This is a genomic window from Nonomuraea sp. NPDC051941 (genome assembly GCF_044593615.1).
The window spans coordinates 462056-474927 of sequence record NZ_JBIUCF010000002.1; the positions used below are offsets into that span (position 1 = coordinate 462056).

Sequence of the window (12872 nt, forward strand, 5' to 3'; positions counted from 1 at the left end):
CCCGCCCCTCAACCAAGGCGAGCCTAAGGTGACGTAATTAGTACCCGCAAGACCAGCAAATGACCTCAACCGACCAGTCGGTATGCTAAAGCAGGTGACAAAGGGGGACATGTGAAAGAGGAACCGGTCAGACAGCGACTGCTCGCCGAGGCGACCCGTCTGTTCGCCGAGCGCGGCTTCGAGAGCACCTCCGTCCAGGAGATCGTCGTGGCGGCCGGCGTCACCAAGGGCGCCATGTACCACTACTTCGACTCCAAGGACGACCTGCTGCACGAGATCTACGGCCGGGTGCTGCGCATGCAGATGGACCGGCTGACGCGGATCGCCGACGGCCCCGGCGACGTGCGGCAGCGCCTGCACCGGGCCGCGGCCGACGTCGTGGAGACCACGGCCGCGAACCTGGACGACTCCAAGATCTTCTTCAGGTCGATGCACCTGCTCGCGCCCGAGACGCAGAAGACTGTACGAGCCGAGCGCCGCCGCTACCATGAGCGCTTCCGCGGCCTCGTGGCCGAGGGCCAGCGCGAGGGCGTCTTCAGCGACCGGGTCCCGGCGGAGCTGATCGTCGACTACTTCTTCGGCTCGGTGCACCACCTGGGCTCGTGGTTCCACGTGGACGGGCCACTGACCGGCGCCCAGGTGGGCAGGCACTTCGCCGACCTGCTGCTCACCTCACTCGGGGCCGGGCACGTCGACGAGTGAGGCCAGCGCCGCACGGTGGTCGCCGGGCGTGCCCAGCGCGATCTCCGCGGCCTTGGCGCGCTTGAGGTAGAGATGCACGGGATGCTCCCACGTCATCCCGATCCCGCCGTGAAGCTGCAGGGCCTCTTCGGCGGCGTGTACGGCCACGCCCGCGTTCCACGACTGGGCCACGGCCACGGAGAGCGCGGAGCCGTCGGTCGCGGCGCTCCGGGCGGCGGCCCTGGCCCGTACGACGTCCAGCCACAGGTCCGCCAGCCGGTGCTTGATCGCCTGGAAGGAGCCGATCGGCCGGGCGAACTGGTGGCGTTCCCTGACGTAGGCGAGCGTCGTGTCGAGGCACCATTCGGCCACCCCGAGCTGCTCGGACGCCAGCAGCCCCGCCCCGAACCTGAGCACCTCCGCCAGGTCGCACTCCCCCACGTCCCTTGCCTCGGCCCCGTCGAAGGTGACGGTCGCGACAGGCCTGGTCTGGTCGAGCGACGGCACGACCTGGACGAGCGCGCCCCCTTCCACGGCGTGCAGCCTGCCGCCGACGGGCACCAGCAGCACGTCGGCCACGTCGGCCCCGGCCACCCCGGTGACGGTCCCGGTCAGCCGTCCATCCTCGAGCCGCACGGCCGCGCCCGCCCGGTACGGGGAGGCCGCGAACGGCACGACGAGGGCGGCGGTCTTCCTGCCCTCGGCCAGCTCCTCCAGCAGCGCGTCACCGGTCGGCAGCAGCGCGCGGGTGGCCAGCACCGAGCTGGTGAAGAACGGCACCGGCGCCACTCCCCTGCCCAGCTCCTCCAGCACGACGGCCGCCTCGCTGGCCGACGCCCCGGCGCCGCCGTACTGCTCGGGGATGAGCAGCCCGGCCACCCCGATCTCGCCCGCCAGCGTCTTCCACAGGTCGAGGTCGTACGGCTCGGACTCGATCCGCTTGAGGACGGCGGCGGGCGGGCAGCGGTCGGCGAGCAGCCCGCGCACCGCGGCCCGCAGCTCCTCCTCGACCTCGGAGTAAAGCAGCGTCATCGGGTCGCTCATCGCGGCAGGTCCTTCCAGGGCACGTCCTTGTCGACGCGGGGCTCTGAGGGCAGGCCGAGCACCCGCTCGGAGATGATGTTGCGCAGGATCTCGGACGTGCCGCCCTCGATCGAGTTGCCCTTGGCCCGCAGGTAGCGGTAGCCGGGGCCGCGGCCGTAGAAGTCGACGTCCTCGGAGCGGCGGAACGTCCAGTCGTCGTAGCCCAGATCGCGCCCGAACTCCACCTCGAAGCCGGACAGCGCCTGGTTGAGCTTGGCGAACGACAGCTTCATGCCGGACCCCTCGGGCCCCGGCTGGCCGGCGGCGAGCTGTTCGCGCAGCCGCGCCCCGGACAGGCGGGTGACCTCCGACTCCACCCAGAGCGACAGCAGCCGCTGGTGCAGGTCGTGGGTGCGCAGCTCGGGGTGGGCGCGCCAGGAGTCGACCACGACGCCGACCATGCCGCCGCCGCGCCGCACGGGGGCGCCGCCGATGGCGACGCGCTCGTTCATCAGCGTGGTCTGCGCGACCCGCCAGCCGTCGCCGACCTCGCCGAGCCGCAGCTCGTCGGGGAGCCGCACGCCGGTCAGGAACACCTCGTTGAACTCGGCCTCACCGGTGACCTGCCGCAGCGGCCGCACCTCGACGCCCGGCGCGTGCATGTCGCAGATGAAGTACGTCATGCCGCGGTGTTTCGGCACGTCCGGGTCGGTACGGGTGACGAGGATGGCCCACCTGGAGTGATGGGCGCCGGACGTCCATACCTTCTGGCCATCGACGACCCATTCGTCCCCGTCCCTGACGGCGCGGGTCGCGAGCGTGGCCAGGTCGGATCCCGCGCCGGGCTCGCTGAAGAGCTGGCACCAGATCTCCTCGCCGGTCCACAGCGGCCGGAGGAAGCGGCGTTTCTGCTCCTCCGTCCCGAACGCCAGGACCGTCGGGGCCGCCATCCCGAGCCCGATGCCCTGGACGCCGACGTTGAGCTGCGGCGTGCCGGCCAGCTCCCGCTCCACGACCAGCTGCAGCTCCCGCGACGCGCCCAGCCCGCCGAGCCCTTCGGGGAACCACACCCAGGCCAGCCCCGCGTCGAACCTCGCCCGCAGGAACTCCAGCCGGTCCCCGTCCGGGTCGTGCTCCGCGAGGAACGCCGCGACCCGCTCCTTGATCTCCGCCTCGTTCACATGTACCTCTTCAGCTCGCGATAGGCCAGGGACCGCTTGTGCACCTCGTCGGGGCCGTCCGCCAGGCGCAGCGAGCGGGCGCCCGCCCAGAGCCCTGCCAGGGGGAAGTCCTGCGAGACGCCGCCCGCGCCGTGCACCTGGACGGCCTTGTCCAGGATCCACTCCACGGCGATCGGCGTGGAGATCTTGATGGCCTGGATCTCGGTGTGCGCGCCCTGGTTGCCCACCGTGTCCATGAGCCAGGCGGTCTTGAGCACGAGCAGGCGCAGCTGCTCGATCCTGATCCGCGACTCGGCGATCCACTCCTGGACCACGCCCTGCTGGGCGACGGGCTTGCCGAACGTCGTCCGGGCCAGGGCCCGCCTGCACATCAGCTCCACGGCGCGCTCGGCCATGCCGATCAGGCGCATGCAGTGGTGGATGCGGCCGGGGCCGAGCCGGGCCTGGGCGATCGCGAAGCCGCCGCCCTCCTCGCCGATCAGGTTCTCCACGGGCACGCGTACGTCCTCGAACACGATCTCGGCGTGGCCGCCGTGGTCGGCGTCGGTGTAGCCGAAGACGTGCATGCCGCGCTTGATGTGCAGCCCGGGTGTGTCACGGGGCACCAGGATCATGCTCTGCTGGCGGTGCTTGGGCGCGTCCGGGTTCGTCTTGCCCATGACGATGAAGATCTTGCAGTTGGGGTTCATCGCGCCGGAGATGAACCACTTCCGGCCGTTGATGACGTACTCGCCGCCATCGCGGACGATGGAGGTGGCGATGTTCGTGGCGTCCGAGGAGGCCACGTCGGGCTCCGTCATCGCGAACGCGGAGCGGATCTCCCCGTCGAGCAGCGGCCGCAGCCACTCCTTGCGCTGCCACTCGCTGCCGAACATGGAAAGGACCTCCATGTTCCCGGTGTCGGGCGCGGCGCAGTTGGTGGCCGTCGGGGCGATGGTGGGGCTCCGGCCCATGATCTCCGCCAGCGGCGCGTACTGGAGGTTCGTCAGGCCGGCGCCGTGCTCGCCCGGGAGGAACAGGTTCCACAGGCCGCGCTTCCTGGCCTCGTCCTTGAGATCCTCCATGAGGGGTGGCGGGCTCCAGCCGCTGGCCGCCGCCTGCTCCTCGAAGGGGGCCTCGGCGGGGTAGACGCATTCCTCCATGAATCGCAGCAGTCGTTCGCGCAGGTCCTCGGTGACGCTGTCAAAGGCGAAGTCCATGCCTGCGAGCCTACCGACCGGCCGGTATGAGTGTCGACAGGTGGTTCCCCACAAAAAGGTGCAGGTGGCCATAATCGGGACTTCACAGGCGCCCCTAGAGTTGCCTGCCATGACCGCGAAGCTGCCTGCCCCCGTGGTGCTCGAGAACGGCGTCGTCCGGCTCGAACCGCTCACCCTCGACCACGTTCCCGACCTGTTCGCCGCCTCCGGCGCCGACGAGGAGGTCTGGCGCTGGCTGCCCGCGCCCGCGCCGCGGTCCGAGGAGGAGTTGGGGAAGGTCGCCCTCGGGCTGATGACCGACGACAACCACGTCCCCTTCGCGGTGGTGCTCAAGGAGAGCGGGCGGGCCGTGGGCTGGACCACGTACGGCGACGTGCCGGGCTTCGACGCCAGCATCGAGATCGGCTGGACGTGGTACGGCCGGTCGGTGTGGCGCACGGCCGTGAACACCGGCTGCAAGGTCCTGCTCATCGACCACGCCTTCGCGTTCGGCTACAACCGCGTCCTGCTCAAGACCGACCACCTCAACCTCCGGTCGCAGAACGCCATCAAGCGCATCGGCGGGGTGCACGAGGGAACGCTGCGGCGGCATCGCAAGCGGCCGGACGGCACCTGGCGCGACACGGTCTATTTCGGCATCCTCGAAGAGGAGTGGCCGCAGCACCGGGCCCGCTTGGACCGTTAAGGGGTGTATGACTGATCGGCTGGGAGGCTACTGGCTCGGCGCCCGGCTCGACGGCGGCGGGCGCGTCATCGTCCGCGAGGCCTACGACGAGTCGGGCACGCGGCATGCGCTGGGAGTGCCCTGCCTGCCGGACGCCGAGGCCCGCGCCAGGCTCGCCACCGCCGCCTCGGCGGCCGGGCGCGTGCGGTCGCTGTCGGTCGCCAGGCTGACGGAGGCCTGCCTGGACGGCGATCCGCCCTACCTGGTCGGCGAGTACATCCCCGGCCCCACCCTGCGGCAGGTCGTGGACCGGCACGGCCCGTACACGGGCGACGCCCTCTACCGCCTGGCCACCGCCGTGGCCACCGCGCTGGCCGCGGCCCACGAGGCGGGCGCGGTGCACGGGTCCCTCACCCCCGACAAGGTCATCCTGGGCACCGAGGGGCCGCGCCTGGTCGGCCTGGGCTGGTGTCTCCCCCGGGAGCCGGCGGTACCGGCAGCGGACGTGCACGCCTGGGGGCGGCTGCTGATCTTCGCCGCCTACGGCCCGGACGAGCGATCAGGCCACGGCGAGCGGCTGGACCGCCCGTTACGCGGGCTGGTGGCCGCCGCCCTGCAGCGAGATCCCGAACGCCGCCCGAGCGCCCACCAGCTCCTCCTCTCCCTCCTCGACACCCCGCAATCCCAGCAGGGCCGCCTGCTGCCCCCCGAGCCCGTCTCCGACCCGCCGCTGGGCGTCCGCGCCGAGACCGTGTACGCGCGGCTCAGCCCGGCCGAGCAGGACCTGGTGCCGGACGTCTTCCTCCGCCTGGTGGACCTGGACTCCGACGGCTCCGACATCATCGTCACCGCCTCCAGAACCGACCTGGTCGCCGGCCGCGCCACCGACGAGGTGACCTCGATCGACGGGGTGCTGGAGGCGTACGGCAAGGCCGGCCTCCTCACTGAAGGTGACGACTCGCCGGCGATCACGTACGCGGCGCTCCTGCGGGCCTGGCCGCGGCTGCACGAATGGCTGGACGGCGAGCGCGACGGACTGGCCGTGCACAGGGAGCTGGCGCGGGCGGCCCGGCGGTGGGAAGCGGGCGGGCGGCGGGAGGCGGCGCTGTTCCGTGGGGAGCCGCTGGACAGGGCACTGGCGTGGGCGGCCAGCGGCCGGAGGCGGGTGACGCTGAGCGCCGGCGAGCAGACGTTCCTGGACGCGGGGCTCGCCAGGGTACGCCGGAGGTCGCGCAGGCGGTGGACGGTCATGGCGGGGCTGCTGTCGGTGGTGGTGCTGCTCGCCCTGTGGCAGCGGGGCGCCGCCGACGGACGCCTGGACCAGGCGATGGCGAAGGTGGCGGCCTCCCGTGCGGAGGCGCTGCGGCTGGCGGACCCGGTGACGGCCCGCAAGCTCAGCCTGGCCGCGTGGCGCCTGGCCCCGATCCCCGAGGCGCGCCGGGCGTTGACGTCGGCGGATCCGGCGGTGGACGTGTTCGCCGACCCGTACGCGGGCCCCCGCTCCCTCCACGCCATCAGCGACGACGGCTCCCGCCTCGCCGCACTCGACGAGGGAACCCTGCGGGTGTACGACATCCCCTCCCGCCGCCTGCTCGCTCGAACGGCGGGCCCGGTCCAGACCGTGCGCGCCATGGCCTGGTCCCCCGACGGCCACACGCTGGCCCTCGTCGGCGTCGACCGCTCGTACCTCTGGGACACCACGTCCGGCGACGGCGTCGGCCCGCCCTTCGGCCGCGGCCTCGGCGCCCCCGGGGAACAGTCGGCATGGTTCAGCCCGGGCGGCGGCCTGCTGTTCGCGGCGGCCCGGCTGTCGGGCGAGCGCTGGGCGTGGGACCTGAGGGCGCGGCGAGCCGCGTTCGTGGGCGAGTACGCGGTGGTGGGCCCCGGGGACCGGGTGGCACTGGTCTTCGCCGGCAATCGTTCGGAGCTCCGCCGCCCGCCCCGGCCGTCCCGCGCACCGTGGCTGGACCGGATGCCGTGGGAGTACACGACGTTCGCCCCGGACGGCGAGCGGGTGGCGATCGCCGAGGAGAGCGGGATCCAGATCTACGGCCTCGACGGAGTGCCCACCCGGTCCGCCCGGCTGCGCCCCTCGCCGGGCCACCTGCGGTTCAGCCCGGACGGGCGGCTGCTCGTCAGCACGGACAGCGATCGGGTACGGGTCTGGCGGCTCGATGACGGCACCGGCACGCCGGTGGCCGACAGGGCGGTGCCCGCGGCCGGCGTCGACCGGGCGGCCCAGGCCACGATCACCGGGGACGGACGGCGGCTGCGGGTCCTGGCCGGACACGGAATCGTGCTGACCATCGATCTGGCACCCGGGCCCGCGCCCCGGGATCACGCCGCGTACATCTGCTCCCGGTACGGCGCCCTCTCCCCGCAGGAGTGGTCGCTGCACCTGCCCGAACTGCCGCACCGCGACACCTGCTGACCACGGACGAAGGGTCAGCCGGCCTGGGAGGTCGCGGACACCGGCTCGGGGGCCGGCTGGGGCTGCGTGGGGGTGGGGTGGGAGTGGTCGGGGGCGAGGCGGCCGAGGGTGATCGTGCCGCCGATGGTGAGCGCGCTGGCCAGGATGGCGGGGATCGCGGTGGAGGGGTTGGTCGGCAGGGGCTCGCCGAGGAGGATCACGCCGGCGAGGACCGAGGTGATGGGATCGATGACCTGTACGCCGGCGTACGCGATGCCGAAGTAGCCGACCTCGTACGAGCGCTGCAACAGCACCACCGCGCAGACCAGCAGCACGGGCACGGCGAGCGTGAACCAGTGCACCAGCCGGCCCCAGTCCCCCTCCATGCCGCCCCCGACGACCCGGACGAACGTGGACACGCTCGCCGTCACCACGCCCGCGCCCACGGACAGCAGTAACGCCCTGCTCGGCCCGTGCACCCGGGCCGCGATCAGCTGTGTCACCAGGACGATCACGCCGATCACGGCCAGGAACACGAGCGCGGCGCCGTCACTCAGTCTCGGCGTCACGTTGTGGTGCGGCACCAGGAGCATGAGCCAGAGCAGGCCCACCGCCACCGCGATCGAGCCGAAGATCTCCGCGCGGTACGGCTTGCGCCCGTACATGAACGCGGCCAGCGGCACGGCGAACACCAGCGTGGCGACGCTGATCGGCTGGACGGCCACCAGCGGGGCGAAACTCAGCGCCACGGCGTGCAGGCAGGCGCCGGTGAGGCCGATGGCGCCGCCGATCAACCAGCGGGGGCGCCGGACCAGCTTGAGCGAGGCGCCCCCGGCGACGGCCTCGTACTGTTGCAGGGCCGCGCCGAGTGCGTATCCAAGCGCTCCTGCCAGGGCGATGATCAGGCCGACCCAGGTCATGGGCGCCCGCGCAGGGGCATGGATCCTTCCAAGAGCATTCCTCTAGCTTATGAGGGAAGCAAAGCTGGCGAATCATACTTTTGGTGGATCGTTCGGGCGGAGCTGATCCCGGCCAGGACACATGTGTGACCGGCTGGGAAGAGGTCAGGAGCGGTCGGGGCAGACGCAGAACAGGTGGCCTGCGGGGTCCTGGAGGACGATCCAGCCGACGCCGTCCTCCGTGATCCCCGGCTGGAACTCGGGCTTCGTGGCCCCCAGGGCGACGTACTCCTCCGCCGCCTTCTCCACGTCCGGCACCCGGAAGTCCAGGTGGAACTGCTTGTCCGGGCTCGGCCAGGTCACCGGCTTGCGGTCGGGGATCCGGCCGAAGTAGATGCTGGTGGTGCCGTTCCCCACGGCGGCGTACTCGTCCTCCGCGTACTGGATCTCCCACCCCGTGATCTCGTGGTAGAACTCGGCCAGCTTCTTGGGCTCCGCGCAGTCGAGGGTAACGGCCAGGAGCTTTGCTTTCGTCGTCATGAGCCCATGGTTCCAGCCGTACCTGTCACCTTCTGTCAGGTACGGCTAGCCGCGGCGGGTGGCGGCCGTCACCCGCTTGAGGATGCGGTCCCACTCCGTGCCGAACGGGTTGTCCTGCACCAGGTACGTCCAGGTGGCCGTCGGCCGCTTCAGGTCCGGCTCGGGCGCCTCGAAGGACTCCAGCGAGCGCCGCTCCACCTCCGCCAGCAGCGACTTGTACTCGGCCACCGCCTCCCGGTGGAACTCGTCGACCGGGCTCATCCGGCCCAGCGCGCGCAGGTGGATGCCCTCGCGCAGGTCCGTCAGGAACGCCAGGTGCTCGGTCCAGCAGCGGTCGATGGCGTGCAGGACGATCTGGCGGGCGGTCTCGTCCCTGGAGTCCTCCGGCAGGGCCTCCCAGCGTTCGGCATCGGCCGTGGACAGGGCCTTGGAGGCGGAGTCGCCGTGCAGGACCTTGTCGCGCCACTCCAGGATGAGCTCGCGCTGGTGCTCCAGGAGGCGGGTGTAGCGCCACGTGTTGCGGTGTATCTCCAGGTTGACGCCCTCGGCGACGCGCTGGGCATGGCCGACGAGGTACGCGCCGCGCCGGTGGCGGACGATGCCGTCGGCGTCGGCGGCGGGCGGGCGCTCGTCGGGGACGAACTGGGTGATCAGGTCGTCCTGCGTGCTGACGAAGAAGACCGAGCCGCCCGGGTCGCCCTGGCGGCCGGCGCGCCCGCGGAGCTGGTCGTCGAGGCGGCTGCTGGCGTGGCGGCCCGAGCCGATCACGTACAGGCCGCCCGTCTCGGCGACGCCGTCCCCGAGGCGGATGTCGGTGCCGCGCCCGGCCATCTGGGTGGAGACGGTGATGGCGTCGCGCTCCCCCGCCTTGGCGATGATCGCGGCCTCTTCGGCGTCGTTCTTGGCGTTGAGGACGACCGGCTCCATGCCGCGGCGCTGGAGGAGCTTGGCGAGGTTCTCCGATTCGGCGACGTCGAGCGTGCCGATGAGGATCGGCCGGCCGGTGGCGTGGATCTCCTGGATCTCCTCGACCAGGGCGGCGTCCTTGTCGGGGACGGTCGGGTAGATGCGGTCCGGCTCGTCCTCGCGCACGCAGGGCCGGTTGGGCGGGATGACCGCGACCTTGAGGCCGTAGAACTCGCCGAGCTGCTCGCTGACCGCCACCGCCGTGCCCGTCATGCCGCAGATCTCCGGATAGCGGCGGATCAGGCCCTGAACGGTGATCGAGTCGAGGATCTCGCCCTTCTCGCTCGGCGGCAGCGCCTCCTTGGCCTCCACGGCCGCCTGCAGCCCGTCGGGCCAGCGCTGGAGCAGCGCCACCCGGCCGCGCGAGGGGTTGATCAGCTGGACCTTGCCGTCGCGCACGATGTAGTCGACGTCGCGGGCGAGCAGCGCGTGGGCGTGCAGGGCCAGGTTGAGCTCGATGAGCGTGCCGGGCTCGTGCTCGTCGTAGAGCTCGACGCCGAGGAGGTTCTCGACGCTGTCGGCGCCCTTGGGGGTGAGGTAGACGTTGCGGGCCTGCTCGTCGATCTCGTAGTGGTAGCCGCGTACGAGCTGCCTGACCAGCGCCGCCATCTCCGGCACCGCGCTGCCGGGGTCGGTGGACCCGGCCATCACGAGCGGCACGCGGGCCTCGTCGACCAGCACGGAGTCGGCCTCGTCGATCAGGGCCACCTCGGGCGCGGGCACGATGATCTCGCCGGCCTCCGTGCGGAGGCGGTCGCGCAGCACGTCGAACCCGATCTCGCTGACGGGCCCGTACGTGACGTCCTTCGCGTACGCCTCGCGCCGCTCCTCCGGCGTGGAGTTCTGGCCGATCCAGCCCACGGTGACGCCGAGCGCCTCGTAGAACGGGCCCATCCACTCGGCGTCGCGCCTGGCCAGATAGTCGTTCACCGAGATCACGTGGACATGCTTGCCCTGCAACGCGTAGCCGGCCGCCGCCATGGCGCCGGACAAAGTCTTGCCCTCGCCGGTGGCCATCTCGGCGACCTTCCCGTCGAGGAGGGCCAAGGTGCCGAGCAACTGCACGTCGTACGGCCGCAGGCCCAGCGTCCTGTCGGCGGCCTCGCGTGCGATGGCGCAGAACTCGGCCAGATCGTCCATCTTCGGCTCGGGCAGCTCGTCGAGCTTGCGCAACCGATCGGCGCGGCCCTCCGCCGCCTTGACGGTCTTCTCATAGGGGGTCAGGGGCACCCCTCCTGGACGATCCAAGAGGTTCCTGATGATTCCCTTTATTGAGGCCACAGTTCCTCCAACGCACGCTTCGCCGACACCGTTCCCTCTTACAAGGGAGGGGAGCGGAGCGACGTTACGGCAAGCGCCGCCGTACCGGACATTAGCTCATCCGGGACGCTGCGCCGCCACATCGCTCATGCCCGAGTCACCCGGATTCAGCCCGTACGGCGAGAACTGTGACGGCGGCCAGCAGCAGCACGCACCCCGACCAGGCAAGAGGAGTGAGCCGCTCCCCGAACAGCACCACGCCGAGCACCGCCGCACCCACGGCCTCCCCGAGCGTGATGATCGACACCGTGGTGGCGCGCAGCGCGGTCAGGGCGCGGAAGAACAGGCCGTACGCGAGCGCCGTCGGCACCGCGCCCAGGTAGAGCAGCAGCGCCACGGACGGCAGGCTCACGTTCGGCACGACCCCTTCCACCAGCGCGAACGGCGCCAGGCAGGCCGCCCCGACCACGAACCCGCCGATCGCCACTCCCTGCGGATCGTCGCCCCCGTGCCTCCGGGACAGGATCGTGACCCCGGCGTACCCGGCGGCCGAGAGCAGGGCGAGGCCGATGCCCGCGATGGAGGACGTGCGGGCCTGCAGCGCGGTCTCCCCGGTGAGGAGGACGAGCCCGACCAGGGCGGTGGCGAGGGCGGTGAGCGCGACGCGGCCGAGCGGCTCGCGGAGGAGGAAGCGGCTGCCCAGAGCGGTGAAGACGGGGGTGGCGCCCATCGTCACCACGGTCGCGATCGCCACGCCGGAGTGGGCGATCGCGGCGAAGTACGCGGTCTGGTAGACGGCCATTCCGGCGCCGATCAGCAGGATCCGGCCGTCGACCACGACGGGGCGGCGGGTGAGGAGGAGAAGGAAGGCGGCACCGAGAAGGTAGCGCCACAGGGAGACGCCGACGGCGCCGAGGCCGCCGGACTCGAAGAGCAGCGAACCGGCGGCGCCACCCGTGCCCCAGGCGGTCGCGGCCACGGATACGTAAAGGGCGCCCCGCCGGGCGGAGACATGGGTCATGACAGGAGTGCTCCGGATGGAGTGGTCGGAATGGGCCCGGTGTGCGGGCAGCAACCACCCCCGGATCGGTCAGACCCGGAATCTCAGGGAATGCCGCCCGCTAGAGGGCGGGCGGCGGGGAGCAGATCAAGCGTCGGTGCACTCGCTCACCCTAGCGCGGCGCGGCGGAGGCTAGGGTTTGCGGGCCACGCCGCCCAGCAGGAGCTGTTCCCAGGTGGCCAGCGGGCCGGGCAGGCGCTCGTCCGGATGCCATTCGGGAAAGTGCACCACCCCGGGCTCCACCAGCGCCAGCCCGTCGAAGTACGCGGCGATGGAGTCCCGGTCGCGGAAGTAGCCGGCGCCCATGGTGACGTGGAGCATGGCCTCCAGCGCCTGGGCCTTGGGGTTGTCCGAGGCCATCATGTTGGAGGCGGCCAGGTAGCTGCCCTTCGGCAGCGCGGACATGTACCGCCGGACCAGCCCGTGCGGGTCGTCCTGGTCCGGCAGCAGGTGCAGCAGACCGATGATGAGAATCGCCGTGGGCTGGGCCGGGTCGATCAGGCGGCGCAGCGAGGGGTGGCCGAGCACGGCGTCCACGTCGCGGACGTCGGCGGTGATGGCGTCGGCGTACGGATTGCCGTTCAGGATGGCGCGGGCGTGCGGCTCGACCATGGGGTCGCTGTCGACGTACACCACCCTGGCCCTGGGGTCGGCGAACTGGGCCACCTCATGCGTGTTCTCCACCGTGGGCAGCCCGGCGCCCAGGTCGATGATCTGCCTGATCCCGGCCTCGCGGACGAGGAAGTCCACGACTCTGCCGATGAAGGCGCGGTTGCACCAGACGAGGTTCACCACCTCGGGCACCGTGTCCTTCAGCTTGCGGGCCACCGAGCGGTCGGCGGCGAAGTTCTCCATGCCGCCGAGCAGCGCGTCGTGTACCCGGGCCACGCTGGGCCGCGTCGGGTCGACCCCGGGTGGAGCCCACTCGTACTCTCCGCTGAGACTCAACCCCGCCCCCTTTGCGTGCTTTGACCGGGATCGTAGTCGCA

11 protein-coding genes are annotated in these 12872 nt (G+C 71.7%); 3 read left to right on the plus strand and 8 right to left on the minus strand.

Annotation, left to right across the window (positions count from 1 at the left end; all coding sequences use genetic code 11):
- Nucleotides 1–111 precede the first annotated feature (111 nt).
- Nucleotides 112–702 (plus strand): TetR/AcrR family transcriptional regulator, encoded by a 591-nt coding sequence (locus ACIHFD_RS05930; protein WP_397365805.1) that lies wholly within the window; start codon nt 112–114, stop codon nt 700–702.
- Here the strand turns inward: ACIHFD_RS05930 and ACIHFD_RS05935 are convergent.
- From ACIHFD_RS05935 to ACIHFD_RS05945, 3 genes are read right to left on the minus strand one after another with little or no spacing between them, the layout of a single operon-like run.
- Nucleotides 673–1725, minus strand: a complete 1053-nt coding sequence (locus ACIHFD_RS05935; RefSeq protein ID WP_397365806.1) for an acyl-CoA dehydrogenase family protein — start codon at nt 1723–1725, stop codon at nt 673–675. The two genes, ACIHFD_RS05930 and ACIHFD_RS05935, sit on opposite strands and share 30 nt — an antisense overlap.
- Nucleotides 1722–2885 (minus strand): acyl-CoA dehydrogenase family protein, encoded by a 1164-nt coding sequence (locus tag ACIHFD_RS05940; protein WP_363979533.1) that lies wholly within the window; start codon nt 2883–2885, stop codon nt 1722–1724. The genes ACIHFD_RS05935 and ACIHFD_RS05940 overlap by 4 nt, the downstream gene beginning before the upstream one ends.
- A complete protein-coding gene (locus ACIHFD_RS05945) occupies nt 2882–4084 on the minus strand; it encodes an acyl-CoA dehydrogenase family protein (protein WP_363979530.1) in 1203 nt (400 codons plus the stop codon). The genes ACIHFD_RS05940 and ACIHFD_RS05945 overlap by 4 nt, the downstream gene beginning before the upstream one ends.
- Nucleotides 4085–4193: 109 nt before the next feature.
- Here ACIHFD_RS05945 and ACIHFD_RS05950 point away from each other — a divergent pair, with 109 nt between their 5' ends.
- Complete coding sequence (locus ACIHFD_RS05950) at nt 4194–4769, plus strand: GNAT family protein (RefSeq protein WP_350728233.1); 576 nt, start codon at nt 4194–4196, stop codon at nt 4767–4769.
- A gap of 7 nt (nt 4770–4776) precedes the next feature.
- Nucleotides 4777–7179: a hypothetical protein gene (locus ACIHFD_RS05955; protein WP_397365807.1), complete on the plus strand. Its 2403-nt coding sequence runs from the start codon at nt 4777–4779 to the stop codon at nt 7177–7179.
- 14 nt (nt 7180–7193) lie between these two features.
- Here the strand turns inward: ACIHFD_RS05955 and ACIHFD_RS05960 are convergent, their stop codons facing one another.
- From ACIHFD_RS05960 to ACIHFD_RS05980, 5 genes are all read right to left on the minus strand, one after another.
- On the minus strand, nt 7194–8078 hold the full coding sequence (locus ACIHFD_RS05960; protein ID WP_397365808.1) for a DMT family transporter: 885 nt from the start codon (nt 8076–8078) through the stop codon (nt 7194–7196).
- 144 nt (nt 8079–8222) lie between these two features.
- Entirely contained in the window at nt 8223–8597 is a 375-nt protein-coding gene (locus ACIHFD_RS05965) for a VOC family protein (protein WP_350728236.1), read from the minus strand.
- A 45-nt stretch (nt 8598–8642) separates the two neighbouring features.
- Complete coding sequence (gene secA2 / locus ACIHFD_RS05970) at nt 8643–10793, minus strand: accessory Sec system translocase SecA2 (protein WP_397365809.1); 2151 nt, start codon at nt 10791–10793, stop codon at nt 8643–8645.
- 187 nt (nt 10794–10980) lie between these two features.
- The gene (locus tag ACIHFD_RS05975; protein ID WP_397365810.1) at nt 10981–11844 is read right to left on the minus strand and encodes a DMT family transporter; all 864 of its coding nucleotides are present in this window, start codon (nt 11842–11844) and stop codon (nt 10981–10983) included.
- Between the two features lie 171 nt (nt 11845–12015).
- Nucleotides 12016–12831: an SAM-dependent methyltransferase gene (locus ACIHFD_RS05980; RefSeq protein ID WP_397365811.1), complete on the minus strand. Its 816-nt coding sequence runs from the start codon at nt 12829–12831 to the stop codon at nt 12016–12018.
- Nucleotides 12832–12872 lie beyond the last annotated feature (41 nt).

What these genes read in the sequence shown, in the direction of transcription:
- ACIHFD_RS05960 (WP_397365808.1), bottom strand. Translation starts at nt 8,078, where the DNA reads ATGACCTGGGTCGGCCTGATCATCGCCCTGGCAGGAGCGCTTGGATAC.
- ACIHFD_RS05965 (WP_350728236.1), bottom strand. Translation starts at nt 8,597, where the DNA reads ATGACGACGAAAGCAAAGCTCCTGGCCGTTACCCTCGACTGCGCGGAG.
- ACIHFD_RS05935 (WP_397365806.1), bottom strand. Translation starts at nt 1,725, where the DNA reads ATGAGCGACCCGATGACGCTGCTTTACTCCGAGGTCGAGGAGGAGCTG.
- ACIHFD_RS05955 (WP_397365807.1), top strand. Translation starts at nt 4,777, where the DNA reads ATGACTGATCGGCTGGGAGGCTACTGGCTCGGCGCCCGGCTCGACGGC.
- ACIHFD_RS05945 (WP_363979530.1), bottom strand. Translation starts at nt 4,084, where the DNA reads ATGGACTTCGCCTTTGACAGCGTCACCGAGGACCTGCGCGAACGACTG.
- ACIHFD_RS05950 (WP_350728233.1), top strand. Translation starts at nt 4,194, where the DNA reads ATGACCGCGAAGCTGCCTGCCCCCGTGGTGCTCGAGAACGGCGTCGTC.
- ACIHFD_RS05975 (WP_397365810.1), bottom strand. Translation starts at nt 11,844, where the DNA reads ATGACCCATGTCTCCGCCCGGCGGGGCGCCCTTTACGTATCCGTGGCC.